The sequence below is a fragment of the Azospirillum sp. TSH100 genome, assembly GCF_004923295.1.
Classification (GTDB): Bacteria; Pseudomonadota; Alphaproteobacteria; order Azospirillales; family Azospirillaceae; genus Azospirillum.
In genome coordinates this window covers 150,694-176,414 of the sequence record NZ_CP039638.1, presented here as the reverse complement: position 1 = coordinate 176,414, position 25,721 = coordinate 150,694, and the positions used below count along the sequence as shown (strand labels likewise).

Genomic DNA, 25,721 nt, shown 5'->3' with positions numbered 1-25,721 from the left:
GATTTATACCAGTCAAATGACGGGCTTTCCGGAAAACAACACTAATATTTTCGTATAACATTGATCCCGGTCAATTCCCGACTTACTCGGCGCTGGGCGGCGCGAACAGGTAGGGCGACAGGCCGCGCAGATTCTCATCGACGATAAGCCGATGATTCAGCGGCGGGAATGCCCGCTGCGAGCAGTCCAGCCGCGGACAGAGCCGGCAATTCACCCCGATCGGCGTGGCGGCATCGGTGTTGGTCAGGTCGAACCCGTCCGCATAGGTGACCTGAGCGGCATGCTGGACGTCGCAGCCCAAAGCCACAGCGAATTGCTGCGGCGGGCTGCGGTGGCCGCCGCCGGCCTTCACCACCGTGCGGGCGATGGAGAAATAGGCGGTGCCGTCCGGCATCTCCGCCATCTGGCTGTGGATCTTGCCCGGCGTGCGGAAGGCCTCATAGACGATCCAGCGCGGACAGCCGCCGCCGAAGCGGGCGAAATGGAAGCCGGCACCGGAAAAGCGCTTCGACACGTTGCCGGCGCTGTCCACCCGCATGAAGAAGAAGGGCACGCCCTTGGACCCCGAGCGGTGCAGCGTGGTCAGCCGGTGGCAGACCTGCTCGAAGGAGGCGTCGAAGCGCCGCCGCAGGATCTCGATGTCGTAGCGCAGCTGGGTCGCCGCCTCGTGGAAGCGGGCGTAGGGCATCAGCACCGCCGCGGCGAAGTAATTGGCCAGCCCGATGCGGGTCAGCCGGCGCGCCTCGTCGTCGGACAGGTTGGCGGCATCGACGATGCCGTTCAGCAGGTCGCGGTGACGCAGCAGCGCGATCTGGCAGGCCAGCTGGAAGGTGCGGCCGGACGGCGCCAGCATCTCCGACAGCAGGATGCGCCGGCTGTGACGGTCGAAGCGGCGCACCGCATAGCCCATCACCTCCGACGGCAGCAGGCGGACGCGCACGCTGTGCTGGGTGTTCAGCCAGTCGACCAGCCCGCGATAGAGGTCGCCGCGCTCCAGCTTGCCGTCCTGCCACAGGCTTTCCGCCGCCGCCTCCAGTTCCGGGAAATGGTTGGAGTGGGTCTGGAACAGGTCGCGCACCTCGTCCTGCGGGAAGCCGGTGGCCTGCACCAGATGCAGCTTCTCGCGGTCGGCCACCCGCTCCGCCAGCGCCTGCAGATCGTCGCGCGCGCCGCGGAAGCCGCGATAGAGCGCCACCACCGCCTGCCCCAGCGTCGGTGCCACCGCCGCCAGTTCGCGGAAATCCTGGTTCTTGATGTCGGAACCGTCGAACAGCGGGTCGGCGAACACCTCGCGCAACCCCGCCACCAGCCGGCTTTCCTCATCCTCGGCGAAGGCCTGGAGATCGACGCCGAACTGCTGGCCCAGCTTCAGCAGCAGCGGCACCGTGACCGGGCGCTGGTTGTGCTCGATCAGGTTCAGATAGCTGGGGGAGATGCCGAGCTGGTCGGCCATCTGCGCCTGGGTCAGCCCCTGGTCGCGGCGCAGGCGGCGGACCTTCGGCCCCAGCATCGCCTTCTTGTCCATGCTCGCCACCGCGCCTCTCCGCTTTACAAGATTTACCGATTTACAGCTTTGTGAAGACGGCAGTTTACAAACGGACCTTTTTACAAACAAGGGCTTATTGCAACGCACTCGGGCCGGGTTTAAGTCTTGATCCACGGCCGCGCTGTAAAGCGCAAGCGGCCCCGAAGACACCGGACGGCAGAGCAAGGGCGGGAGGAAACGCCACTGCCCGCAACCGGTTCCGGGACCGACATAAGGCCCGCCCCGAGACCCCAGTTCCGCCCCGATCGACCGGGCGCACCGGACAAAAGGAACCTGACCCATGTCGCTCGATGAAAAGACCAAGACCGCCATCCACGCCGCCCGTTACGAGGGCATCCGCCGCGACTACACCATGGACGACGTCAAGCGTCTGAGCGGCTCGGTCAAGATCGAGTACACGCTGGCCGAACTGGGTGCGCGCCGCCTGTGGGAGCTGCTGAACACCGAGCCCTACATCAACACCCTGGGTGCTTTGACCGGCAACCAGGCGATGCAGGCGGTCAAGGCCGGCCTGAAGGCCATCTACCTGTCGGGCTGGCAGGTCGCCGGCGACGCCAACACGGCCGGCCAGATGTACCCGGACCAGAGCCTGTATCCGGTGAACTCGGTCCCGGCGGTCGTCGAGCGCATCAACAACACCTTCAAGCGCGCCGACGAGATCCAGACCTCCGAGGGCAAGGGCGACACCTACTGGTTCGCGCCGATCATCGCCGACGCCGAGGCCGGCTTCGGCGGCCCGCTGAACGCCTTCGAGCTGATGAAGGCGATGATCAAGGCGGGTGCGGCCGGCGTGCACTGGGAAGACCAGCTGGCGTCGGAAAAGAAGTGCGGCCATCTCGGCGGCAAGGTCCTGATCCCGACGCAGCAGCACATCCGCACGCTGAACGCCGCCCGTCTGGCCGCCGACGTCTGCGGCACCTCGACCCTGGTGATCGCCCGCACCGACGCGGAGTCGGCGCAGCTCATCACCTCGGACATCGACGAGCGTGACCATCCCTTCATCGATTTCGACAGCGGCCGCACCACCGAGGGCTTCTTCCGCCTGAAGAAGGGCATGGGCGTCGATCACTGCATCGCCCGCGGCCTGTCCTACGCGCCGTACTCCGACTTGATGTGGTGGGAGACCTCCAAGCCGAACCTGGACGAAGCCCGCCGCTTCGCCGAGGCCGTGCACAAGCAGTTCCCGGGCAAGATGCTGGCCTACAACTGCTCGCCGTCCTTCAACTGGAAGGCCAACCTGGACGACGCCACCATCGCCAAGTACCAGCGCGAACTGGGCGCCATGGGCTACAAGTTCCAGTTCGTCACGCTGGCCGGCTTCCACAGCCTGAACTACTCGGCCTTCACGCTCGCCAAGGGTTACGCCGAGCGCGGCATGGCCGCCTACTCCGAACTGCAGCAGGCCGAGTTCGCGGCCGAGAAGGACGGTTACACCGCCACCAAGCACCAGCGCGAAGTCGGCACCGGCTACTTCGACGCGGTCGCCACGGCGATCTCCGGCGGCACCTCCTCGACCACCGCGTACAAGGACTCCACCGAGGCTGACCAGTTCCATTGATCGCAGGTTCCGATCACTGGGATTGGTCCGTGATCCAGTGTGCGAGCTGGATCTTTATCGAACGGCTGATGCTTTGACTTGCCGACGGCCGGGGGCCTTCCCCCCGGCCGCTTTTTTATGTGCGGACCATCCGGTGGCAGTTCTTTGGGAACAATCCGTCGGTAAAGCCACGCCCCTGTGGTATGGCAGCTCTGCGCGACGTCAACCGGTGGTACGGTCCGGTTGGGTCGAAAGTCTTGAACTGGGCTGGAAAATGCAGCCGAATCGACCGTTTCCCACGGATTCCGCAGCGCTGCATGCTTGGGTGCGGCGCGGAATCCCTTGTTGACTTGGAAACGCATCGGGACCAATTAAGTCCGCATGCTGAAAACAAACCGATCCGGGACGTAAGGTCCCACACGCCGGCACCCGACCTCGGGGTCCCGGCGGGCGGAACTGGCCGCCGCGCATTCCCGTGCGCGGCGATGACCGTTTCCCCCCTGCCCCCTGCCCCCGGCGGGTTCTCCCCAGGCAGACATGCCATCGGAGATGCCCTGGCGTTCTTTGGTGAAACGATGAAAGGACAAGACAGTATGGATCAATCGCTCGCAGGAAAGTCCATCGCCATCCTCGTCTCCAACGGCTTCGAAGAAGCGGAGATGACCGAGCCGCAACGCGCCCTGATCAAGACCGGCGCCACGCTGCGTACCATCTCCACCGAGACGGGTCTGGTCAACGGTTGGCACGGCAAGTCCTGGGGCCATTACTTCCCGGTGGACAAGCATCTGAGCGAGGCGCTGGGCGCCGACTTCGACATGCTGCTGCTGCCGGGCGGTGAGCGCAGCGTGGCGAAGCTGCAGCAGTCGGCCCACACCCGCCGCATCGTCGGCCACTTCCTGGATGCCGGCAAGCCGATCGCCGCCATCGACCAGGGCATCCAGCTGCTCGCCATCCCCGGCAAGCTGCGCGGCCGCCTGCTGGCCGCCCCGGAAGCCTACCGCGCCGACCTGACCGCCGCCGGCGGCCGGATCAGCGACGAGGCTCTGGTCGTCGATGACATCACGGTCTCGGCGCTGGGCCAGGACCAGCTGAACGAGTTCGTCGAAGCCGTGGTGAAGCTGTTCACCGAACTGGGTTCCGTTCGCAAGGCCGCCTGATCTCCATCCTCAGCCGGTCCCGAAACGGCCGCCGCACCAGCCGGGTGCGGCGGCCGTTTCGTTTTCAGGCCCAACTGCCGAAATCCCCGCTGTGACCTTTGGCCGATCCGCAGAATTTCCAAGCAATTCACTCACCTTCCGCGTTGATAATTTTAAACATTCGGATTAGTAAGATTAAGGGTCGGACAATACCTTCGGGTGGAAAAGGTCCTTTCCGTAAGTTTGGCGGGGATGCGGGCAATATGGCTAAAATTCAAGCATTCGGGCAGTTGACCATCCGCGCCAAGATCATCATCGCGGTGCTCGGCACTGTGGTGATGGCCGGTGCCTTCGGGCTTTTCACCCTCAGCCGGCTTGAAATCCTAAACAATGCCGCCGAAACCATGCGCAGCCGCTCGCTGCCGGCGACCCAGCTGGCCGGTCAGCTGACCTCTGCCGCCCAGAGCCACCGCATCGCCGAAGCCGCCTATGCGCTCGCCACCAACGAGATGCAGGTGAACCAGGCGGAAAAGGGCTGGACCGACGCGGTGACCGAGGTCGCGGCCCGCCGTCAGGCCGCGGGAGCCCGCTTCACCGGCGGCGAGGGCGCGGCCCGGCTGACCGCCTTCGACGAGGCCTGGACCGCCTATGCCGCCGCGGCCGACCGGGTGCGCAGTCAGGCGCGCGACGGCAACGCCCAATCCGCGGTCAGCGTCTTCAAACGCCCAAGCGCCGTCGCCTTCGCCCGCGTGCAGGAGGCTTTGGACGCGCTGGTCGAAGGCACCATGGCCGATGCCGGCACCGTCGCCGACCAGGGGGCGGAGGTCTACGCCAACGCCCATGGGATGGTGCTGGGCGGGGTGACGCTGTGCACCCTGCTGGCGCTCGGTTTCGGTGCTGTGCTGGTGCGCGGCATCTCCCGCCCGATCCTCGACGTGGCAAGCGCTTTGGAACGGCTGGCAGCACGCGACTTCAGCGCCAGTTTCGAGGAGGGCCGCCGCGACGAGATCGGCCGCATGGCGACCGCCGCCCGGGTCTTCCGCGACACCATGCTCGACACCGAGCGCCTCCAGCAGGAACAGGAACGGCTGAAGACCGCCGCCGCCGAGGAGCGCCGCCGCGAGCTGCGCACCCTGGCCGACGGCTTCGAGGCGACGGTGAAGCGCCTTGTCGAAGCGCTGTCAGCCTCCACCGCCGAGATGGCCGCCGCATCATCCGCCATGGCGGAGGGTGCCGCCGAGACGGCGCGCCATTCCGACGCGGTGTCGTCGGCCGCAGGCCGGGCCTCGGCCAATGTCGACAGCGTCGCCGCCGCCACCGCCGAACTGTCGGCCAGCTTCGCCGGCATCGCCCGTCTGGTCGCCGATTCCGCCGGCATCGCCGCCGACGCCACCCGCGACGCCGAACGCAGCACCGCCGTGATGGGCAGCCTCGCCGAGGCGGCGGAGGAGATCGGCAAGGTGGTCGACATGATTTCCGGCATCGCCGGCCAGACCAACCTGCTGGCGCTGAACGCCACCATCGAGGCCGCCCGCGCCGGCGAGGCCGGCAAGGGCTTCGCCGTCGTGGCGAGCGAGGTGAAGCAACTCGCCGGCCAGACCGCCAAGGCGACCGCCGAGATCCAGGCGCGCATCGCCGAGATCCAGAATGCGTCCGGCACCGCCGTCGACACCATCGGGGCGGTGACCCGCACCATCGCCCGCCTGAACGAAATATCGTCCGAGGTCGCCGCCGCGGTCGAACAGCAGACCGCCGCGGTGGGCGAGATCGCCGCCAACATCCAGGACGCCGCCGACGGCACCCGCAGCGTCTCCGACAACATCGCCGCCGTCACCGCCGCCGCCGCGTCCGCCGAACAGGCCAGCGGCGTGATGGTGCGTTCGGTCGACACGGTGACGGACGATGCCGGGCGGATGCGCCAGGAGGTCGACGGCTTCCTGGGGGCGCTGCGGGCGTCGTAACCGGCAGAACCGAATCCGCAGAGGATTTCCCTCTCTCCCCGCTATCGGCGGACCGCAGGTCTGCCTGTCGCGTCAGCGCAAACGAAGTTTGCGCGAAGGCGGGGGAGTGATGGCTTTAAGCCTGCTTGGCGTCGATGATCCCGCGGCGCACGGCGCGCGTCTTGGTGAAGTGATCCTGCAACTGCTCGCCCTCGCCCCAGCGGATGGAGCGTTGCAGCGCCGTCAGATCCTCGGTGAAGCGCTGCAAAATCTCCAGAACCGCCTCGCGGTTGTTCAGGAAGATGTCGCGCCACATCACCGGATCGCTGGCGGCGATGCGGGTGAAGTCGCGGAAGCCGCCGGCCGAGAACTTGATGACCTCGGACTTGGTGTCCTCCTCCAGGTCCGACGCGGTGCCGACGATGGTGTAGGCGATCAGGTGCGGCAGGTGCGAAGTGATGGCCAGCACCCGGTCATGGTGGCTGGCCTCCATGATCTCCACGGTGGAGCCGACACGGCGCCACAGTTCCGTCACCCGCTCCAGCGCCTGGCGGTCGCTGCCGGTCGGCGGGGTCAGGATGCACCAGCGGCCTTGGAACAGGGTGGCGAAGCCGGCTTCAGGACCGGAATGCTCGGTGCCCGCCACCGGGTGGCCGGGGATCAGAGGAACGCCGTCGGGCAGGTGCGGCCCGATGTCGCGCAGTGCCGCCTGCTTGACCGAGCCGACGTCGGTGACGATGGTTCCCCGCTTCAGCAGCGGCCCGATCGCCTCGCCCACCGCGGCATAGCTGCCGACCGGAGTCGCCAGCACCACCAGATCGGCGCCAGCCAGGACCAGTGCCGGATCGGTCGAGGCCTCCGCCACGATGCCGAGCTCCAGTGCCTTGGCGCAGGCCTCGGCACTGCGGTCGGCGCAGACCACCTGCCGCGCGATGCCATACTCCGCCAGCGCCCGCGCCAGGGAGGAGCCGATCAGGCCGATGCCGATGATGGCGACGCGGTCGAACAGGGGGCCAGGGGCGAAAGCGCTATCAGCAATGGCGGTGGACATGACGCTGTGTGTCCCGGAAAAGGCATGGGCGGGTGAAAAACCGTTCCGTTTAAACCACCTCGCACCCGCAGGACCAAGCGATTCTTTCTCGCCTGCTCCCCGGACAGCCCGCTCAGTCCCCCTTCGGCGCCATCTCCGCCCTCAGCGCCTCGGCCAGCCGCTGGAAGGTCTCCTTCCGTCCCGAGGTCTTCCTCCAGGCCAGCGCGATCCGCCGCCCCGGCCGGTCGGCGGCCAACGGGCGCACCGCCAGATCCAGCCCGCGCAGGATGCCCGAATCGACCGCCATCTGCGGCAGCAGCGTCACCCCCAGCCCGTTCGCCACCATCTGCACGAGCGTGTGCAGGCTGGTGCCCTGGAAGGCGGTGTTGTGCGGCGTGCTGTCCAGGGCGCAGGCGGCCATGGCGTGGTCGCGCAGGCAGTGCCCGTCCTCCAGCAGCAGCAGATCCTCCGACGGCACCGTCACCGGCTGCGCCGGATCGCCGCCGCCCAGCCGATGGCCGGTGGGGCAGACGAAGGAGAAACGGTCCTCCGCGATGTCCTCCGTCTCCAGGTCGCCCATCGGATAGGGCAGGGCCAGCAACGCCGCGTCCAGCTTGCCGGCGTTCAGCTGCTCCAGCAGCCGTGCCGTCTGATCCTCGCGCAGGTAGAGCCGCAGGCGCGGGAAGGTCTCGCGCAGGGCCGGCATGACGCGGGGGATCAGGAAGGGGCCGATGGTCGGGATCACCCCCAGATGCAGGGCACCCGACATCGGGTCGGCGGCCGAGCGGGTGATGTCCACCAGTTCCTCCGCCCCCTTCAGCAATTGCCGCGCCCGCTCCGCGATGTCGCGGCCGAGCGGGGTCGGCAGCACGGAACGGCGCGTGCGCTCCACCAGCGTGGCGCCCAGCAGGTCTTCCAGCTCCTGCAAGCCGGCGCTCAGCGTCGACTGGCTGACGAGGCAGTCCTCCGCCGCCTGCCCGAAATGGCAGCGGTCGACGACGGCGACGAGATAGCGGAGCTGGCGCAGGGTGGGGAGCGGTTTCATGCCCGGTTATGTAATCGGATTTATCGATCAATTCAATTGGTATTTTCTACTTCTCTTGATAACAGATTTCCCGTATTCCTCCACGGGTCAACGGGACACGGGAACATCGCCCCGCTCCCCGGCCACAGGACAGGCCCCCTTGTTCGACCCGGTGCGCCGCACTAAGTCGGGCATGTCACGGCCAGCAGCCGGGGCCAGCGTCCAGGGATTGGGGCGACAACCAACCATCGCACTCCATCGGAGAACACAAATGTCTTTGATCAACAGCGAGATTAAGCCCTTCGCCGCCAAGGCCTTCAAGAATGGCAAGTTCATCGACGTGACCGACGCCGACCTGAAGGGCAAGTGGTCGGTCGTGTTCTTCTACCCGGCCGACTTCACCTTCGTCTGCCCGACGGAGCTGGAAGACCTGGCCGACAACTACGCCGAGTTCCAGAAGCTGGGCGTCGAGATCTACAGCGTCTCGACCGACACCCACTTCTGCCACAAGGCCTGGCACGACACCTCGCCGGCCATCGGCAAGATCCAGTACACCATGCTGGCCGACCCGACGCTGGCGATCAGCCGCAACTTCGAGGTCCTGATCGAGGAAGCCGGTCTGGCCGACCGCGGCACCTTCGTCGTCGACCCGGACGGCAAGATCCAGATCGTCGAGATCACCGCCGGCGGTGTCGGCCGCGACGCCAAGGAGCTGCTGCGCAAGATCAAGGCCGTCCAGTACGTCGCCGCCCACCCGGGCGAGGTCTGCCCGGCCAAGTGGCAGGAAGGCGAGAAGACCCTCGCCCCGTCGCTCGACCTCGTCGGCAAGATCTAAGCTTTCCCCTTAGGGAACTCTCGGATCGGGGGCCGGTTCCGGCCGGCCCCCACCCCGCCCCGGCGGGTTTGCGAACAGTACCCTTGATCGGCCGGACCGGCCGCAAGGCAGGGTTTTGCGGGTCGGCTTTCAAAGCCTCCCCGCTGTCAGGTTACGTCATATCAGGATCCGTCACCGGTTTCCCCATCCCCGCGAAGGCGGGCACCCAGGCGCGCTCTTTGTCGCAGTCTTTTCAAAGCCCTTTCAAAGCCTGGATCCCCGCCTGCGCGGGGAGGACGATGACGTTCGGACCTCTTCGCTGTTTCAAAACCAGACCGCCCGCCCGACCGGCTCTTCCTGCTCGGGCCACCATTTTCTCCGCCCGGACCGCCGCTACGATGCGCAGGCGATCCGCCCCGGACACGAGACGTTGGGAACGAAAGCCATGCTGGACGCCAATCTGAAGACGCAGTTGAAGGCCTATCTGGAGCGCATCACCAACCCGATCACGCTGGTGGCGTCGCTGGACGGCGGGGCGAAGTCGCAGGAGATGCTGGGCCTGCTGGAAGACATCGCGTCGCTGTCGGACAAAATCACGCTCGACCGCAACGGCGCCGACAGCCGCAAGCCCTCCTTCGCCATCATCCGCGACGGCAGCGACATCGGCGTCACCTTCGCCGGCCTGCCGATGGGGCACGAGTTCAACTCGCTGGTCCTGGCCCTGCTCCAGGTCGGCGGCCATCCGTCGAAGGAGTCCGAGGAGCTGCTTGAGCAGATCCGCACCCTGGACGGCGATTTCCGCTTCGAGACCTATTTCTCGCTGACCTGCCAGAACTGCCCCGACGTCGTCCAGGCGCTGAACCTGATGAGCGCGCTGAACCCGCGGATCAAGCATGTCGCCATCGACGGCGCACTGTTCCAGCAGGAGGTCGAGCAGCGCCAGGTGATGGCCGTCCCCACCGTCTTCCTGAACGGCGAGCCCTTCGCCCAGGGCCGGATGGACGTGGCGCAGATCGTCGCCAAGCTGGACACCGGCGCCGTCGCCCGCGCCGCCGAGAAGATCAAGACCAAGGCCCCGTTCGAGGTGCTGGTGATCGGCGGCGGCCCGGCCGGCGCCGCCGCCGCCATCTACGCCGCCCGCAAGGGCATCCGCACCGGCGTGGCGGCCGAGCGGTTCGGCGGTCAGGTGCTCGACACCATGGCGATCGAGAACTTCATCTCGGTCTCCCACACCGAGGGGCCGAAGCTGGCCGCGGCGCTCGAACAGCACGTCAAGGACTATGAGGTCGACGTGATGAACCTGCAGACCGCCACCGCCCTGATCCCGGCCAGCCAGGAAGGCGGCCTGATCGAGGTGAAGCTGGCGAACGGCGCCTCGCTCAAGTCACGCACAGTGGTGCTGTCGACCGGCGCCCGCTGGCGCTCGATGAATGTCCCGGGCGAGTCGGAATACCGCAACAAGGGTGTCGCCTACTGCCCGCACTGCGACGGTCCGCTGTTCAAGGGCAAGCGCGTGGCGGTGATCGGCGGCGGCAACTCCGGTGTCGAGGCGGCGATCGACCTCGCCGGCATCGTCTCGCACGTCACGCTGATCGAGTTCGACAGCCAGCTGCGCGCCGACGCGGTGTTGCAACGCAAGCTGCACAGCCTGCCCAACGTCACCGTCGTCGTCTCGGCCCAGACCACCGAGGTGCATGGCGACGGCAACAAGGTCGTCGGCCTGTCCTACAAGGACCGCGTCGGCGGCGAGCTGAAGCGAGTCGATCTGGAAGGCATCTTCGTGCAGATCGGTCTGGTGCCGAACACCGAATGGCTGAAGGGCACGCTGGCCCTGACCCCGCGCGGCGAGATCGAGGTGGACAACCGCGGCCAGACCTCGCTGCCCGGCGTGTTCGCCGCCGGCGATGCGACGACGGTGCCGTTCAAGCAGATCGTCATCGCCATGGGCGAGGGTGCCAAGGCTGCGCTGGCTGCCTTCGACCACCTGATCCGCACCGTGCCGGCCGAGGAAGCCGCGCCGGCGACCATCGCGGCGGAGTGAACGGTTCGGGATGAAAAAAGCCGGCGGTCCCGCAAGGGGCCGCCGGCCTTTTTTCGTCCGAGCGGTGAGGAACTTACGTCTTCGCCGCCGCCTTTTCCCTGTCCACAACATCCAGAATCCGCTGCAACGCCTCGGTGCTCAGCGCAGAGTCCATCGTCAGGCCGTCACCGAACTTGCGCAGCGCGCCGACGACGCGGCGGCGGGCGACGAAGTCGTCGTCGCCCGGCTCGAACGGCTCGACCACCGGACCCTTGTAGTAGCTGCCGCGGAAGCCCCACTGGCGGCGGCCGTCGGCCCGCCATTCGCTGCCGTCGGACAGCACCATGCAGCGCCCTCCCTCGGTGTAGCGCTCCACCGTGGCGATGGACTGCGGAATGGACTGGCCGCTGCGGATGGTCACGCGGTCGCCGACGCGGAAGCTGGCGGCAGTGAACATGCTGTCTCCCAAATGGCACTTGCTGAATGGCGCCCCACCCTCTCAACCGGGCTGAAGCGCCGCAAAAATCCCGAAGACGCTGTTTTCCACCAGTTGGCCCGGCAAATCCAGCCCTACAGCGCGAAACCCGCCACCACCGGCGCATGGTAGCTGACCGGCGACGGTTCGTCGGCGTGATCGACCTCGTCGGTCAGCGCCTCGTTGTGGATCGCCACGTCGCGCAGCCGCCCGGTCAGACGGGGCGACGCCATCAGATGGTCGAGCAGCACCGGCGTGCCGCCATGCAGCACGGTGTAGCGCCGCTCCTCCGGGATCGCCTGTTCCAGCGGCTCCAGCACGCGGTTCGCAAGATCGGCGTTGCCGGTGAAGTCGGGGGCGGCGCGGATGATGCGGACGGCGGTCTGCTCCAGATCGGCGTTGCAGTCGCCGGCCACCACGATCAGCGCATCGGGATCGGCGTCGAACAGCCGGTCCACCGCCATTCGGGTCTCCAACGCCTGCCCCGCCCGCTTGATCGAGGCGAGATAGAAGCCTTCCGCCCAGCCGGATGCCGTCTTCCAGGTCTGGGCGCCGGCCTTCTGTCCCGGCACCGGAGCGGCGATGGGCGCGCGCAGATGCAGATTGAACACATGCAGGGTGCGGCCGTCCGGCATCCCGATTTCGGCATGCAGGACCGGCCGGTCCCAGCCGACCTCCGTCTCCCCTTCGGGCGCCGGATCGGCGGTGGCGAGGCGGACGCGGGCCGGCGGCACCAGATGGTGGCGCAGCAGCCGCGCCGCCCGGATCGGCCAGCGGCTGACGATCACCGGGTTGTGGCGGTCGGCCGGCGATGGGGCGTCGCCGGCGGTGACGTGATAGCCGGCATAGCGGGTCCCCTCCAGCAGGCGGGTCAGCGCGCGCAGGACACGCGGCTCGCTCTTCACCGGATGCTGGGCATCGACCTCCTGAAGGCAGAGGATGTCGGCCTCCAGCCGCTCCAGCTGTGGGCGCAGCGTGGCGATCCGCGCCTCGAAGGGCGGCTCGTCGGCATCGTCGTCCAGGTTTTCCAGGTTGAAGGTGGCGATCCGGAACAGCGTGTCGGCCATGAAGGGCTCCGCGGAAGGACGGCGGGTGGGAACGCGCCACGAACGGCTGCGCCCCCGGTCGAGCTTATCAGAACAGCTCGACGTCGCCTTCGATCCGCGTCCGGCCCAGATGCTCCATATAGGACGACTCGTTGCGGGCGATGTCGTGCAGCGACTCGTCACCGATCAGCCGGCGCTGGCTGCGGCCGGTGGTGGGGAAGAAGCGCACCGTGCGCGGGCTGGCGCCGCCGACGTCCCAGCTGACGGTGGGAATGCCCTCCGTCGCCAGATAGTCCATGACGAATTCGACGTTGCGCTGGCCGATGTTGGCGGTGCGCAGGGTGTTCAGGTTGACGTTGGCGCCGCCGAACAGCTTGGCGCGCAGCCGGTCGCGCCGGCCGGTGACGGCGAGCAGCCGGTTGATCAGCTGCTCCATCGCCGTGGCGCCATAACGCGACGACAGCGACAACGTGTCGGTTCCGGCATCGGGCAGCAGGAAGTGATTCATCCCGCCGATCTCCGCCACCGGATCATACAGGCAGGCGGCGACGCAGGATCCCAGCGTGGTGGTGATGACGACGTTCGGGTCGTCGGTGACGACGCAGCCTCCGACGACGATGTTGACCACCTCCGCCCCCAGCCGCCGATCGTGGTAGCGATTGGCGGCGACGTCCTGACGTTCCAGCCGTCGGCGCAGGACATTGCGCGCGGGGGAGGTGGCGGAACGGTCTGTCATCATCGGGTCTGGCGCTCTCGCTGCTGAATGCGGACGGATATGGGTCATGCGGGCACGCGATCAATCGACGCAGGCTGACAATTCCACGAATCGGCTGTCCCCCGGATCAACCTGCATCGCATTTTGCCAGATGGCCGATATGCCGTCCTATGACCTATCTCACTCAATAGCCCGCAATCCAGCGTCCCAGGATCTCGTCCTGCGATTTCCGGGCGGCGGCGGCCCAGGCGCGCGCTTCCGCCGGCGTGGCGGTCACCCGGCGGTCGAGCGCCGCGTCCAGCGCCGCCCGCCGCGCCGGATCGGCGATGAACAGGACGAAGCCCAGCCGCCGGCCGCCCGCCGTCGTCAGCAGTCCGGCCAGCCCCTTCACATAGGCCAGCGTGCCCGATTTGGCATGGATGCCGGGGGGCAGCGCCTTGCCGTCCTCCTCCCCCGGCAGCAGATCCCACAAAGTCGGCCCGCCGGCCCGCAGCAGCGCCGCCATCTGCCGCGGCGTGGCGCGCGATCCGGTGCCCAACCCCGAATGGTTGGCAAGCCGAAGCCCGTTCCATCCTGTCCCCTGCCCCGCCCCCTGCCGGGTCAGCCAGCCCTGCACCAGCGTCGCCGAGCGGTCCAGCGTCGCCACCGCCGGGTCCAGCCGCCTTGAGGCCGCCAGCCCGATCACCTCCGCCGACAGGTTGTTGGAGTGGCGCAGCAGTCCGCGCGCCAGTTCGGCCAGCGGCAGGCTGTCCAGCGCCGCCAGCGCCACCACCCCGGCCGGCGCGCTCCCGGCTTGGGGAACCGGCAGTGCGATGCCGGCATCGGCGGCCAGCCGGCGGAACAGCGTGGCGGCGGCAAGCCCCGGCCGCGCCACCGGCACCCAGGCGCTTCCCCCCTCCCCCGCGGCCGGAGGCGCCATCAGCCAGCGGTCGACCCCGTCGGGCAGCAGCGGAAAACCGCCGCCTCCAGCCATCGGCCGTGCCTCGACGCTGTCCAGCGGCTGCCGCCCGGCATCGGCGACCGTCAGCACCTCGGGCCCGGCGGCGCCGCGCCGCCAGCTCAGCAGGGCGCGGTTGTAGTTCAGCGACAACGCCCCGACCCCGGTGTTGTAGGGCGCGGCCCAGGGCTGGCCGGCGTCGATCTCCGCCAGCTCCGGCAGCAGCGCCGTGTCGTACAGGAACCGCCCCTCGACCCGCCGCAGGCCTGCGGCGGCCAGTCGGCCCAGCAACTCCAGCAACCCTTCGGTCGCCAGCGCCGGGTCGCCGCCGCCCTGCAGGATCAGATCGCCGCGCAAGGTCCCGCCCGCCATGGCCCCCGTTGCCAGCAGCCGCGTGGTGAAGCGATGGTCCGGGCCCAGCAGGGCCAGCGCCGCCGCCACCGTCGGCAGCTTCGCCACCGACGCCGGGATGAAGGAGCTGTCCGCCGCCTGCGCTTCCAGCGCGCGGCCGCTGGCCGGATCGAACAGAATGTAGCCGATCGCGGAATTTTCTAAACCACTGGTTGCTTCCGCCATGGCCGGCATCGCCAGTCCCGCCGCCGGCAGGACCAGCGACCCCAGCAGACCGAGGAACGGCCGGCGGCCCAGCGGCAGTCGGTTATCGGCAGGGCTAGCGGAATGAAATTTTGCGGTCAAGGTTCGGGTCTTTCCGCTTCTGATCGAAGGTTTCATAAAGTATTTTAGGGAAAAATCGCTGGGAATCGCGAACAGGGACGTAGCCGGCGGCAGCCAGACAAGGGCTGTCCAGCAGGGGCAGGCCAAGGGGGGCGGGTATGGCGATGTCCAAACGGCGCGAGGCGCGCTTCGAGGTGGTGGTCGAACAGGGCGGCAAGCCCAACATCGACGGCGTCTTCGAGGACGAGAAGTCGGCAACGGAACGTGCCAACTTCCTGCTGCGGCTTGCCAAGTTTCCGGTGGTGCGCGTGGTGAAGGTGACCGGCACCGGACGGGAAGAGACCATCTTCCAGAAGACATCGTCCGGCGGCGCCAAGCTGACCACCATCTCGCCGATCGAAACCGCCAACCTCTGCACCGACGTGTTGCAGGTCTTTTCCTTCGACAGCCGGATGACCCTGCTGCGACTGCTGCGCGGCTATTGGGACGACCAGGGCGTCATTCCGGCGGAACAGCTTCACCGCTACTATCCGTTGCGCTACTTCGAGCGCGAGGCCCTGCTTTTCAACCCGGCGGTCAGCCGGCTCGCCACCCTCCAGGCGCCGATACTGGGACTGAAGCCGCATGAACGCTACGACCAGATCAGCCGCCTGTTCGCGGCGCTGAAGGATCTCGCCCAGAAATCCGACACACTGGCTCCCTTCGATCAGGCGCTGATGCGCGGCGGGATTTCCGGCCTGCTGCTGGCCGCCGTCGACCGCCCGGTGGAGGAACGCGACCGCATCGTCACCCACGCCTTCGGCACCCTGCTGGAACCGCACCGGGAATGGGGCGCCAAGCTGACCGCCGTCCTGCGACTCTACCAGGAGGGCGACGGCGAGAACACCCGGCTGGTGGACGAATTCACCGCGGAGATCGTCGACGGTCGGGAACCGATCCGCGCCCTGATCGGCTATTCGCCCGATCTCGCCTCGGCCCTGCTGGCCCTGCTGGCGGCGCTGCGCGGCGATCTGGACGACCGGCTGCCCCACACCGAAGCCCTGCTGGCGCTGTCGAACGCCCTGGCCTCCGACGGAACGGGGCTCGGGTTCGCCCGCACGCGTCAGGCCCTGCTGAACCGCATCCGCGGCGGACTGGACGGCCTGACGCCGCTGACCCGCAGCGGGGCGGCCAGCGATGCCCGCGCCTTCTCATCCATCGTCGACGCCATGATCGCCTTCGACGGCTATATGGGCGGCGCGGAGATGGCCGAATCGCTGACCCGCCGCGGCAAGACCGTGTGGGCCACCGGCGGCACCGACCTGTCCTTCGAGGAGACGATGACGCGGCTGGCCGGCCGCTTCAACACGGCGGCGGGGCGACTCGGCTATCTGCTCGACCTCGGCGCCAGCCCCTACGGCCACAAGAAGATCAGCGTCGTCATCCAGCGCGTCGCCGACGAGTTCAACCGGGTGAAGACCGCAGCGGAGCTGGCCGCCCCCGGCGCCTCGATCCAGGAGGTGCGCGAAGGGTTGGGCCGCCGCCTGCGCGCCGCCGGCATTCCGCGGGCGCTGGCCGATGGGCTGATCGCCAAGATCGCCACCATTCCCGACGACCAGCGCATGTCGATGACGGGCACCGGCGTGGTGGCCGGACTGCGCCTTGCCTCGATGCCACTCGCCCAGCCGACGGACATGACGGTCGACATGCGGGCGCCGCCGAAGCCGGCCCCCCGCCTGACGCTCAGCTACCAGGGCCGGACGCTGGCGCTGCCCGACGCGGGCGACGATGTGGTGATCGGCCGCGCGGCGGAGTGCGGCATCACGCTGGACCATGCCTCCGCCTCGCGCCGGCATGTGCTGATCCGGCTGCGCGACGGCGCCTTCACGGTGGAGGATCTGAGCCGCAACGGCACCCGGCTGGTGGCGCAGGACGGCGAACAGCGCCTGCTGAAGATGGGCGACGTGGCGCCGCTGTCCGGCCGGGGGGAGATCGTCATCGGTTCCCTCGACCTTGGCGAACATCCGGCGCGCATCGCCTGGACCGTGGCGGCGGGGCGCTGAACGCCGGAAAACAGACGGCCGGGGAGCCAGCGCGCGTCAATCCCCGGCGCAGGCGGCCTCGGCCAGCCGGGACGATTGGGAGGTCCGGCCGGCGGTCGCCCGGTCGTCCAGCAGCGCCACCGCCCACACCACCAGACCGCAGAGCGCCAGCGCGGCGCCGACCCAGCCGGTGGAGGTCCAGCCCCAGCCGGCGGCGATCGCCATGCCGCCCAGCCAGGGGCCGAGGGCGTTGGCGGCGTTGAAGGCACTGTGGTTCAGGGCGGCGGCCAGCGTCTGCGCATCCTCCGCCACATCCATCAGCCGGGCCTGCAACGGCGTGCCGAGCCCGCCACCGCAGCCGATCATGAAGACGACCACCGACACCAGCCAGATATTTCCGGCGGCGAAGGGATAGAGCGCCAGCGACCCGGCGCTCCACAGCAGGACGATGGCGACGGTCGGCATCAGGGCGCGGTCGGCGGCCCAGGCGCTGACCAGGGTGCCGACGGTCATGCCCGACCCGAACACCGCCAGCACGACCGGCACCATCGCGGGCGACACCTGCGTCACCTCCATCAGGGTGGAGGCGACATAGGTGTAGACCGCGAACATGCCGCCGAAGCCGATGGCGCCGATGCCCAGCGTCAGCCAGACCTGCCGCCGCTTCAGGGCGCCCAGCTCGCGCAGCGGGCTGGCATCGGGATGCGGCCGGTCCTTCGGGGCGAAGATCGAGACCAGCAGCACGGTCAGCAGCGCCAGCAGCCCGACGACACCGAAGCCCCAGCGCCAGCCCAGCGCCTGCCCGATCCAGTTGGCCATCGGCACGCCGATGATGGTCGCCACCGTCAGCCCCAGCATGGTCCGCGCCACCGCCTGGGCCCGGCGCTGCGGCGGCACCAGCGAGGCGGCGACCAGGGCCGCCACGCCGAAATAGGCGCCGTGCGGCAGCCCGCTCATGAAGCGGAAGGCCAGCATCCAGCCATAGGAGGGCGAAAAGGCGCTCGCCACGTTGGCGGCGGCGAAGATCGCCATCAGCCCGATCAGCAGGGTCCGCCGCGCCACCCGCGCCGCCAGCACCGCGATCACCGGCGCCCCCACCACCACGCCCAGCGCATAGGCGCTGATGACATGGCCGGCGGTCGGCTCGTCGATGCCCAGGCCGCGGGCGAAATAGGGCAGCAGGCTCATCGTCGCGAATTCGGTCGTCCCGATGGCGAATCCACCCATGGCGAGCGCCAGCAGCACCAGCCCGGGATGGGCCGAGGTCAGCTGCGTCTCCGCACGCAAGTCGCCGTGATGGCCGGCAGACGCCATGGTCGTTTCTCCGCTGTCGCGCTGGGTGGGGAATGGGAGGGGCCGGCGGCGAGGGAATTGGACGCAGCCGGGACAGCCCCAGGATATTTGCCAATCCCCTGCTGAGGCAATCCGCCGCAGGCCGTTAATTTCGCAGATGCGAAATGACCGGCGGGCATGGCTTGAAGAGCGATGGGAACGGAATAAACCCCCTCTCCCGCACCGGGAGAGGACGGCAGAGAGGATTCGCACCCCTGCTTACAGCAGATCCTTGAACAGCGGCATCTCCGCCGCCTTGTCCCGCTTGCGCCCCTTCGCCTTCGGCTTGTCCTTTGCCGTCGAAGGCTGCTCCACCGGCATCTCAGGCGCCGCCATCGGCAACGCGGGCGCGGGCGGTTCGGCAGCGGGCGATTCGGCCGGCGGTTCCGGGGCCGCGATCACCTCCGGCTCCACCGGTTGCTCCACTGGCGGCACGACCTCGGGCGGCAGGCCGGGAGCGATCTCCGGCGCCGCCCCGGCTTCGACGTCCACCTCCGCCTTGGCCTTCCTCCTGCGCGTCGGCCGGCGCGCCGGGACGCCGACGCCGGCCGACGCGCGCTGCTTGGCCTTGTCACGGGCCTGGGCTTCCGGGGCGGCGGGGTCGTCGGTCAGCCATTTGCGACGCTTGATGACCTCGTTCACCCGGCCCTGGTTGACGCCCAGCTGGAAGGCGATCTCCTGCTGGGTCATGTTGGTGGTCTCGTGCAGGTGCAGGATCTCGGCGGCCAGTTCCGGCGTCATCTTGCGCCCGGTCAGGCGCCGCGCCGGCCGGACGCTGCGCTGGGAGCGGTCGCGCGCCCGCAGGGATTCCAGGATCTCCAGCGCGGCCGTGTTGCCCGCCGCCTTCAGCGCGTCCTCGAATTCCTTCAGCGTCGCCATGAATCCATCTCCTGCTGTCCCCTGCCGGCCCCCGCAGCAACCGGCAGGATCACAGATAGTTCATCCCGTGGCGACGGAAAAGCCGCGATGACCATCGGGGTGGATGCCGGCTCAGGCCGGAAAGCGCAGGTCGATCCGCGTGCCGGTGCCATTGACCGAGCCATCGGCGGCATCTGCCGGACCATGGGTCAGCTGACCGGACAGCTGGCTGGCCAGGCTTTGGATGATCTTCCAGCCCAGGCTCGGCAGCCGCTGCGCGTCGAAGCCGTCGGGCAGGCCGACCCCATCGTCCATCACCAGCAGATGCAGCTGGCCGGGCTGGTCCGGATCCTCGCGCAGGTCGATGGTGACGGTGCCGCCGTCGCGACCGGCGAAGGCGTGCTTCAGGCTGTTGGTCAGCGCCTCCACGATCAGCATGGCCAGCGTCAGCAGCCGTTCGGGCGACTGCGGAGCGGCGCGAACCGTCACCCGGCAGTCGACGCCGGGGATGCCGGCCGCCGCCAGCATGTCCCGGCACAGCCCGTCGAGGTGGCTGCCGAAATCGTCGCCGGAGCGTGGGTCGTGCAGGCGGCGGTGCACCCGCGCCATGGTGTCGAGCCGCCGCCCCGCCTCCTCCAGCGCCGCCAGCGCCCCTTCCGGCGTGTGCCCGACCGTCCGCCGCTGCAAATCCAGCAGCGCCGAGACGAACTGCATGTTGTTGGCGACGCGGTGCTGCAATTCATGGAACATGGTGGTCTGCGCCTCCAGCAGAGAGGCGGTGCGGCCGCGCTCCTCCTGCAGGCGGGCCATCGTCACCTGCATGCCATGGATCAGCGCGATGTCCACCGTAACGATCACTGCATAGAAGGCCAGCGCCACCCCGACGGACGAGTTCAGCGTCAGGGTGTCATAGGGCGGAATGAAGAAGTACCAGGCCGCCAGCCCGGACAGCACCGCCGTGACCACCGCCGGCCACAGGCCGGCGATGAAAGTGGTCAGGATCACCGCCGGAAAGAAGGTCAGATAGGGAAAGCCGGTGGGCAGGGCGCCGTCGGCGGCCAGACGCAGCAGAAGCGCCACGACGACCGTCAGCAGGGCCATGCCGAAGCGCGGCATCGGACCGTGCCGCAGCAGGGAAAAACGCGCAAACCACTGCCAGACCGGCCGATCGGACCCCATACCCCCCCAGAACCCCGCAATTTCCGGCACAGACATATGACCGGCACCCCTCGCTTGTAAGGGCGGGGAGTTGTCCGTGCACGTGAAATATCGGGCGACCCCCGTGACCATCGAAGGGCGAAGCCGAACCTCTGCCTTCGCCGCCTGCGCGGCGAAGTTGTCCAAAGCTGTTCACAACTTCACCACAGCCGTTCAAGCCGGGCGGGCACTTTGTTCAATCAACGGAGCGATTGTGACGGCACACGGCGGCCGGAGCCTTCCGCCCCGGCGCCCCTGGAACAAATAAGGCTGAAGGAGCCACGCCCCGTGAAGTCCCATCTGAGCGCGCTCGCCATCGCGGCCACCCTGTCCGTCTCCGCTCTCGCCCTGTCCGGCACGGCCCAGGCCGGCGCCACCTTCGACGGCGTGAAGCAGAAGGGCTATGTCCAGTGCGGCGTCAATCTGGGCCTGTACGGCTTCTCCTCGCCCGACGACAAGGGCAAGTGGTCGGGCCTGGACGTCGACATGTGCCGCGCCGTCGCCGCCGCCATGTTCGGCGATGCGGAAAAGGTGAAGTACACCCCGCTGTCGGCGCAGCAGCGCCTGCCGGCCCTCCAGTCCGGCGAGATCGACATCCTCGCCCGCAACACCACCCGCACCCTGACCCGCGACACCGCCAACGGCCTGAACTTCGCGCCGACCAACTATTATGACGGCCAGGGCTTCATGGTGTCGGCCAAGCTGGGGCTGAAGAGCGCCAAGCAGCTGAACGGCGCCACCGTCTGCGTCCTGCCGGGCACCACCACCGAACAGAACGTGTCGGATTACTTCCGCGCCAACAAGATGACCTTCAAGCCGGTCGTCATCGAGAAAAACGAGGAGCTGAACAAGGCCTTCTTCGCCGGCCGCTGCGACGCCCTGACCTCCGACGCCTCCCAGCTGGCCGCGATCCGCGCCGCCGAGGTGCAGAACCCCAACGACTACGTCATCCTGCCCGAGCTGATCTCCAAGGAGCCGCTGTCCCCGGCCGTCCGCCAGGGCGACGAGGAATGGACCAATCTGGTCACCTGGGTCTTCTACGCCATGGTCCAGGCCGAGGAGAAGGGCCTGACGTCGGAGACCGTCGACGGCGCCATGACCTCCGCCGACCCCGACGTGAAGCGCCTGCTGGGCGTCACCGCCGGCAACGGCAAGGCGCTGGGCGTCGAGGAGAACTGGGCCTTCAACATCATCAAGCAGGTCGGCAATTACGCCCAGAGCTATGAGCGCAATGTCGGCGCCGGCTCCAAGCTGAAGATGCCGCGCGGCCAGAACGCCCTCTACACCGAAGGCGGCCTGATGTACGCCCCGCCGATGAAGTAAGGCCCTCCCCTCTCCCGCCTCTCGCACAAACTTCGTTTGTGCTGACGGCGTCAGGCGGATCGAAGATCCGCTGAGAGCCCCGGGGAGAGGGGAAAGTTTCCCCCGCACGGAGCAACACCATGACAAACCCGGTCCAGGCGCTGAACTCCGCGCGCGTGCGGGGGTGGCTGTATCAGGCGCTGTTCCTGGCCTGCACCCTCGCCGTCGCCTGGTATCTCGTCTCCAACACGCTGACCAATCTCGCCACCCGCGGCGTCGCCACCGGCTTCGGCTTCCTGCACCGCGAGGCCGGCTTCGAGATCGGCGAGAGCCTGCTGTCCTACACCGCGTCGGACACCTATCTGAAGGCGCTGGCCGTCGGCCTGCTGAACACGCTGGCGGTGTCGGCCGCCGGTGTCGTGCTGGCGAGCGTGCTGGGCGTGCTGATCGGCATCGCGCGGCTGTCGTCCAACTGGATGGTGAACCGCTTCGCCACCCTGTATGTCGAGACGGTGCGCAACGTCCCGCTGCTGCTGCAGCTGGTGGTCTGGTACACCATCATGAACCGGCTCCCCAGCCCGCGCGAGGCGCTGGAGATCCTGCCGGGCATCTTCCTCAGCAACCGTGGCATGAAGTTCCCGGTTCTGGTGGAGCATGCCGGCCATGGCTGGGTCCTGCTGGCGCTGGTCGCCGGTATCGCTGCCGCCTTCGCCGTCGTCCGCCATGGCCGCCGCCGGCGCGAGGCCACCGGCAAGCCCTTCCCCACCCTGCCGGCCGCCATCGCCGCGGTGCTGCTGCCGCCGGCCGTCGCCTTCATCGCCACCGGCGCGCCGCTGGCCTTCGACGTGCCAGCATTGGCCGGCTTCAATTTCGAGGGCGGCGGGTCGGTCACTCCGGAATTCACCGCCCTGCTGATCGGCCTGTCGGTCTACACCGCCGGCTTCATCGCCGAGATCGTGCGCTCCGGCATCCTCGCCGTGCCGCACGGCCAGACGGAGGCCGGGCTGGCGCTGGGCCTGTCGCCGGGCAAGATCCTGCGCCTCATCATCCTGCCGCAGGCGCTGCGCGTCATCGTGCCGCCGCTGACCAGCCAGTATCTGAACCTGACCAAGAACAGCTCGCTGGCCGTCGCCATCGGCTATCCGGATCTGGTCAGCGTCTCCAACACGTCTGCCAACCAGACCGGTCAGGTCGTGGAGGCGGTGGCGATGATGATGCTCGTCTACCTCATCATCAGCCTCGCGATCTCCGGCTTCATGAACTGGTACAACCGCCGTGTGGCGCTGGTGACCCGATGATCAAGCACTCCCAGGCCGATCAGGCCCCCATTCCCACCGGTCCCGTTCCCCCCGCCCATTGGGCCGCCTCCTACGAGGAGGAGCCGAGCCAGGCCTCCACTCCGCCGCAGGCCAACGGCATGACGGCGCTGAAGCCCTTCGGCTGGGCGCCCATCAGCTGGACACGCAACAATCTGTTCAACACGCCGCTGAACACGGCGCTGAGCCTCGCCTGCCTCGCCCTCCTGTGGCTGGTGGTGCCGCCGATGGCGAACTGGCTGCTGCTGAACGCCAGCTGGTCCGGCTCGTCGGAGGCCTGCCGCGAGGCGGCCGGCGCCTGCTGGTCGGTGATCGTGGTCAAGCACCGGCTGATCTTCTTCGGGACCTATCCCTATGACGAGCAGTGGCGCCCCTTCCTGGCCTGCGCCCTGTTCGTGGCGATGCTGGGGGCCAGCGGCGTGCGCGCCTTCTGGCGGCCCTGGCTGGCCGGAGCCTGGGCATTGACCCTGGTGGGCATGGGCGTGCTGATGTGGGGTGGCGTCGCCGGCCTCAGCTATGTGCCGAACGACCGCTGGGGCGGGCTGCCGATCACGCTGATGCTGTCGGTCTTCTCCATCGCGCTGGCCTTCCCGCTGTCGATCCTGCTGGCGTTGGGCCGCCAGTCCTCGCTGCCCGCCATCCGCACCTTCTGCGTCGGCTTCATCGAGCTGATGCGCGGCGTGCCGCTGGTCAGCGTGCTGTTCATGGCCTCGGTGATGTTCCCGCTGTTCCTGCCGGAAGGCGTCACGGTGGACAAGCTGCTGCGCGCGCTGGCCGGCATGACCCTGTTCACCGCCGCCTATCTGGCCGAAGCCGTGCGCGGCGGCTTGCAGGCGATCCCGAAGGGCCAGTACGAGGCCGCCGACGCGCTCGGCCTGTCCTACTGGCAGAAGACGATGCTGATCGTCCTGCCGCAGGCGTTGCGCATCGTCATCCCGCCGATCGTCAACCAGTTCATCAGCGCCTTCAAGGACACCTCGCTGGTCACCATCGTCGGCCTGTACGACCTGCTGACCGCCGCCACCGTGGCGACGACCGACCCCGAATGGCGCCCCTATTTCGCCGAGGTCTATGTCTTCGCCGGGCTGATGTTCTGGATCTTCTGCTTCAGCATGTCGCGCTACAGCCAGTGGCTGGAGCGTCTTGCCAACCGCTACACCCGCCGCTGACCGGCCGTCTGGAGACACGTCATGACCGAGAACGCCATCATCGAACTCCGCAAGGTCGGCAAGTGGTACGCCAGCTACCACGCGCTGCGCGACGTCAGCATCAGCATCGGCAAGGGTGAGAAGGTCGTCGTCTGCGGCCCGTCGGGCTCGGGCAAGTCGACGATGATCCGTTGCATCAACCGGCTCGAAGCCCACCAGACCGGCCACATCATCGTCGACGGCATCGAGCTGACCGACGACGTCAAGGCGGTCGAGAAGATCCGCCGCAAGGTCGGCATGGTGTTCCAGAACTTCAACCTGTTCCCGCACCTGACCGTGCTGCAGAACCTGACGCTGGCCCCGATCTGGGTCCGCGGCATGGCGAAGTCCGAGATCGAGGAAATCGCCATGATGTACCTGAAGCGGGTGCGCATCCCCGACCAGGCGCACAAGTTCCCCGGCCAGCTGTCCGGCGGCCAGCAGCAGCGCGTCGCCATCGCCCGCGCGCTGTGCATGCGCCCGGAGATCATGCTGTTCGACGAGCCGACCTCGGCGCTCGACCCCGAAATGGTCAAGGAGGTGCTGGACGTCATGACCGAGCTGGCGGAGGAGGGCATGACCATGGTCTGCGTCACCCACGAAATGGGTTTCGCCCGGCAGGTCGCCGACTCTATTGTCTTCATGGCCGAAGGCTCGATCATCGAGAGCGGGTCGCCGGCCGAATTCTTCGAGAACCCGAAAAGCGAGCGCACCCGCCAGTTCCTGGGCCAGATCCTGGAGCATTGAGGCACAACGGCGCGCTGAGAGGCGGACAAGAGGGCCATGCCGGCGACCATTGCCATCACCGACGACGACGCGGTGACGCGCGAGACGCTGAAGTCCTACCTGACGGATGAGGGCTTCGACGTCCTGCTGGCCCGGAGTGCTGAAGAGCTGAAGGATCTGCTGGCGGCGACGGCGGTGGACCTCGTGCTGCTCGACATCCGGCTGCCGCGCCAGGACGGGCTGACCCTGACCCGCGAGCTGCGCGCGGCGTCGGAGATCGGCATCATCCTGGTCAGCAGCCGGGCGGAGAAGCTGGACCGCATCATCGGGCTGGAGATGGGGGCCGACGATTACATCGCGAAGCCCTTCGAGCCGCGCGAGATCCTGGCCCGGGTGCGGAACCTGCTGCGCCGGCTGAAGGCGCCGGGCGACCAGCGCGACGACCGCAAGCGCTGCTTCTCCGGCTGGACGCTGTGGCTGGACCGCATGCGCCTGACCGATCCGCAGGGCAACCCGGTTCGCCTCACCGGCGCCGAGTTCGAGCTGCTGTCGACCTTCGTCTGCAACCCCGGCCGGGTGATGAACCGCGACTATCTGCTGACGGCGACGACGCGGCGCAAGACGGACGCCACAGACCGCACCATCGACAGCCTCGTCCGCCGCCTGCGCCGCCTGATCGAACCCGACGCCGCCGATCCCCGGCTGATCGTCACCGTCCACGGCACGGGCTACCTGTTCGCCGGCGACGTCACGCAGGACGGCTGAAAGCTCACTCCGGTCTTCCACCGAACCCCGAGCAAACTCCCCCGTCGCCTCAGTCTCGCGGCGGCCACGCGCTCGGCAACCTGGGCCACGGCAACCGCGAATTTTTTTCGCCGGTTCCCGTG

21 protein-coding genes are annotated in these 25,721 nt (G+C 68.1%); 11 read left to right on the top strand and 10 right to left on the bottom strand.

Features of this window, described 5'->3' with window-relative positions; genetic code table 11:
• Nucleotides 1-82 precede the first annotated feature (82 nt).
• Nucleotides 83-1,525 (bottom strand): short-chain fatty acyl-CoA regulator family protein, encoded by a 1,443-nt coding sequence (locus tag E6C72_RS26205; RefSeq protein WP_109443954.1) that lies wholly within the window; start codon nt 1,523-1,525, stop codon nt 83-85.
• A 301-nt stretch (nt 1,526-1,826) separates the two neighbouring features.
• On the opposite strand from E6C72_RS26205, the gene aceA reads away from it, so the two are divergent.
• The 3 genes from aceA to E6C72_RS26190 all read left to right on the top strand — a co-directional run bounded on the left by aceA (nt 1,827) and on the right by E6C72_RS26190 (nt 6,180).
• Nucleotides 1,827-3,104 (top strand): isocitrate lyase, encoded by a 1,278-nt coding sequence (gene aceA, locus E6C72_RS26200; protein WP_042697577.1) that lies wholly within the window; start codon nt 1,827-1,829, stop codon nt 3,102-3,104.
• A gap of 572 nt (nt 3,105-3,676) precedes the next feature.
• Nucleotides 3,677-4,240, top strand: a complete 564-nt coding sequence (locus E6C72_RS26195) for a DJ-1/PfpI family protein (protein ID WP_042697580.1) — start codon at nt 3,677-3,679, stop codon at nt 4,238-4,240.
• A gap of 242 nt (nt 4,241-4,482) precedes the next feature.
• The gene (locus tag E6C72_RS26190) at nt 4,483-6,180 is read left to right on the top strand and encodes a methyl-accepting chemotaxis protein (protein WP_109443953.1); all 1,698 of its coding nucleotides are present in this window, start codon (nt 4,483-4,485) and stop codon (nt 6,178-6,180) included.
• 115 nt (nt 6,181-6,295) lie between these two features.
• Here the strand turns inward: E6C72_RS26190 and E6C72_RS26185 are convergent, their stop codons facing one another.
• The gene (locus E6C72_RS26185) at nt 6,296-7,210 is read right to left on the bottom strand and encodes a prephenate/arogenate dehydrogenase family protein (protein ID WP_109443952.1); all 915 of its coding nucleotides are present in this window, start codon (nt 7,208-7,210) and stop codon (nt 6,296-6,298) included.
• Between the two features lie 112 nt (nt 7,211-7,322).
• Nucleotides 7,323-8,234: a hydrogen peroxide-inducible genes activator gene (locus tag E6C72_RS26180; protein WP_109443951.1), complete on the bottom strand. Its 912-nt coding sequence runs from the start codon at nt 8,232-8,234 to the stop codon at nt 7,323-7,325.
• Nucleotides 8,235-8,484: 250 nt separating this feature from the next.
• Here E6C72_RS26180 and ahpC point away from each other — a divergent pair, with 250 nt between their 5' ends.
• Together ahpC and ahpF are read left to right on the top strand one after the other, a co-directional pair.
• Nucleotides 8,485-9,048, top strand: a complete 564-nt coding sequence (ahpC, locus tag E6C72_RS26175; protein WP_109443950.1) for an alkyl hydroperoxide reductase subunit C — start codon at nt 8,485-8,487, stop codon at nt 9,046-9,048.
• A 424-nt stretch (nt 9,049-9,472) separates the two neighbouring features.
• On the top strand, nt 9,473-11,068 hold the full coding sequence (ahpF, locus tag E6C72_RS26170) for an alkyl hydroperoxide reductase subunit F (protein WP_109443949.1): 1,596 nt from the start codon (nt 9,473-9,475) through the stop codon (nt 11,066-11,068).
• Between the two features lie 73 nt (nt 11,069-11,141).
• Here the strand turns inward: ahpF and E6C72_RS26165 are convergent, their stop codons facing one another.
• The 4 genes from E6C72_RS26165 to E6C72_RS26150 all read right to left on the bottom strand — a co-directional run bounded on the left by E6C72_RS26165 (nt 11,142) and on the right by E6C72_RS26150 (nt 14,916).
• Complete coding sequence (locus E6C72_RS26165; protein ID WP_109443948.1) at nt 11,142-11,504, bottom strand: hypothetical protein; 363 nt, start codon at nt 11,502-11,504, stop codon at nt 11,142-11,144.
• Nucleotides 11,505-11,617: 113 nt separating this feature from the next.
• The gene (locus tag E6C72_RS26160; RefSeq protein WP_109443947.1) at nt 11,618-12,589 is read right to left on the bottom strand and encodes an endonuclease/exonuclease/phosphatase family protein; all 972 of its coding nucleotides are present in this window, start codon (nt 12,587-12,589) and stop codon (nt 11,618-11,620) included.
• 67 nt (nt 12,590-12,656) lie between these two features.
• Nucleotides 12,657-13,307, bottom strand: coding sequence for a chemotaxis protein (locus tag E6C72_RS26155; RefSeq protein ID WP_109443946.1), 651 nt, complete (start codon nt 13,305-13,307; stop codon nt 12,657-12,659).
• A gap of 160 nt (nt 13,308-13,467) precedes the next feature.
• Nucleotides 13,468-14,916 carry a D-alanyl-D-alanine carboxypeptidase/D-alanyl-D-alanine-endopeptidase gene (locus tag E6C72_RS26150; RefSeq protein ID WP_247876049.1) on the bottom strand — a complete coding sequence of 483 codons (1,449 nt, stop codon included), beginning with the start codon at nt 14,914-14,916 and terminating at the stop codon, nt 13,468-13,470.
• Nucleotides 14,917-15,053: 137 nt separating this feature from the next.
• On the opposite strand from E6C72_RS26150, the gene E6C72_RS26145 reads away from it, so the two are divergent.
• On the top strand, nt 15,054-16,937 hold the full coding sequence (locus E6C72_RS26145) for an FHA domain-containing protein (protein WP_109443944.1): 1,884 nt from the start codon (nt 15,054-15,056) through the stop codon (nt 16,935-16,937).
• Between the two features lie 36 nt (nt 16,938-16,973).
• On the opposite strand, the gene E6C72_RS26140 is transcribed toward E6C72_RS26145, so the two are convergent.
• The 3 genes from E6C72_RS26140 to E6C72_RS26130 form a co-directional block, all read right to left on the bottom strand.
• Nucleotides 16,974-18,230 carry an MFS transporter gene (locus tag E6C72_RS26140; RefSeq protein ID WP_109443943.1) on the bottom strand — a complete coding sequence of 419 codons (1,257 nt, stop codon included), beginning with the start codon at nt 18,228-18,230 and terminating at the stop codon, nt 16,974-16,976.
• A 237-nt stretch (nt 18,231-18,467) separates the two neighbouring features.
• Nucleotides 18,468-19,127: a hypothetical protein gene (locus E6C72_RS32655; protein ID WP_109443942.1), complete on the bottom strand. Its 660-nt coding sequence runs from the start codon at nt 19,125-19,127 to the stop codon at nt 18,468-18,470.
• 111 nt (nt 19,128-19,238) lie between these two features.
• The gene (locus tag E6C72_RS26130; protein WP_247876048.1) at nt 19,239-20,222 is read right to left on the bottom strand and encodes a sensor histidine kinase; all 984 of its coding nucleotides are present in this window, start codon (nt 20,220-20,222) and stop codon (nt 19,239-19,241) included.
• A 369-nt stretch (nt 20,223-20,591) separates the two neighbouring features.
• On the opposite strand from E6C72_RS26130, the gene E6C72_RS26125 reads away from it, so the two are divergent.
• The 5 genes from E6C72_RS26125 (at nt 20,592) to E6C72_RS26105 (ending at nt 25,599) form a co-directional block, all read left to right on the top strand.
• Nucleotides 20,592-21,626, top strand: a complete 1,035-nt coding sequence (locus tag E6C72_RS26125; protein WP_109443940.1) for an amino acid ABC transporter substrate-binding protein — start codon at nt 20,592-20,594, stop codon at nt 21,624-21,626.
• Between the two features lie 119 nt (nt 21,627-21,745).
• On the top strand, nt 21,746-22,903 hold the full coding sequence (locus E6C72_RS26120; RefSeq protein ID WP_109443939.1) for an amino acid ABC transporter permease: 1,158 nt from the start codon (nt 21,746-21,748) through the stop codon (nt 22,901-22,903).
• On the top strand, nt 22,900-24,090 hold the full coding sequence (locus tag E6C72_RS26115) for an amino acid ABC transporter permease (RefSeq protein ID WP_109443938.1): 1,191 nt from the start codon (nt 22,900-22,902) through the stop codon (nt 24,088-24,090). The genes E6C72_RS26120 and E6C72_RS26115 overlap by 4 nt, the downstream gene beginning before the upstream one ends.
• Before the next feature lie 21 nt (nt 24,091-24,111).
• On the top strand, nt 24,112-24,855 hold the full coding sequence (locus E6C72_RS26110; RefSeq protein ID WP_109443937.1) for an amino acid ABC transporter ATP-binding protein: 744 nt from the start codon (nt 24,112-24,114) through the stop codon (nt 24,853-24,855).
• Between the two features lie 36 nt (nt 24,856-24,891).
• Nucleotides 24,892-25,599, top strand: a complete 708-nt coding sequence (locus E6C72_RS26105; protein WP_109443936.1) for a response regulator — start codon at nt 24,892-24,894, stop codon at nt 25,597-25,599.
• Nucleotides 25,600-25,721: the final 122 nt, after the last annotated feature.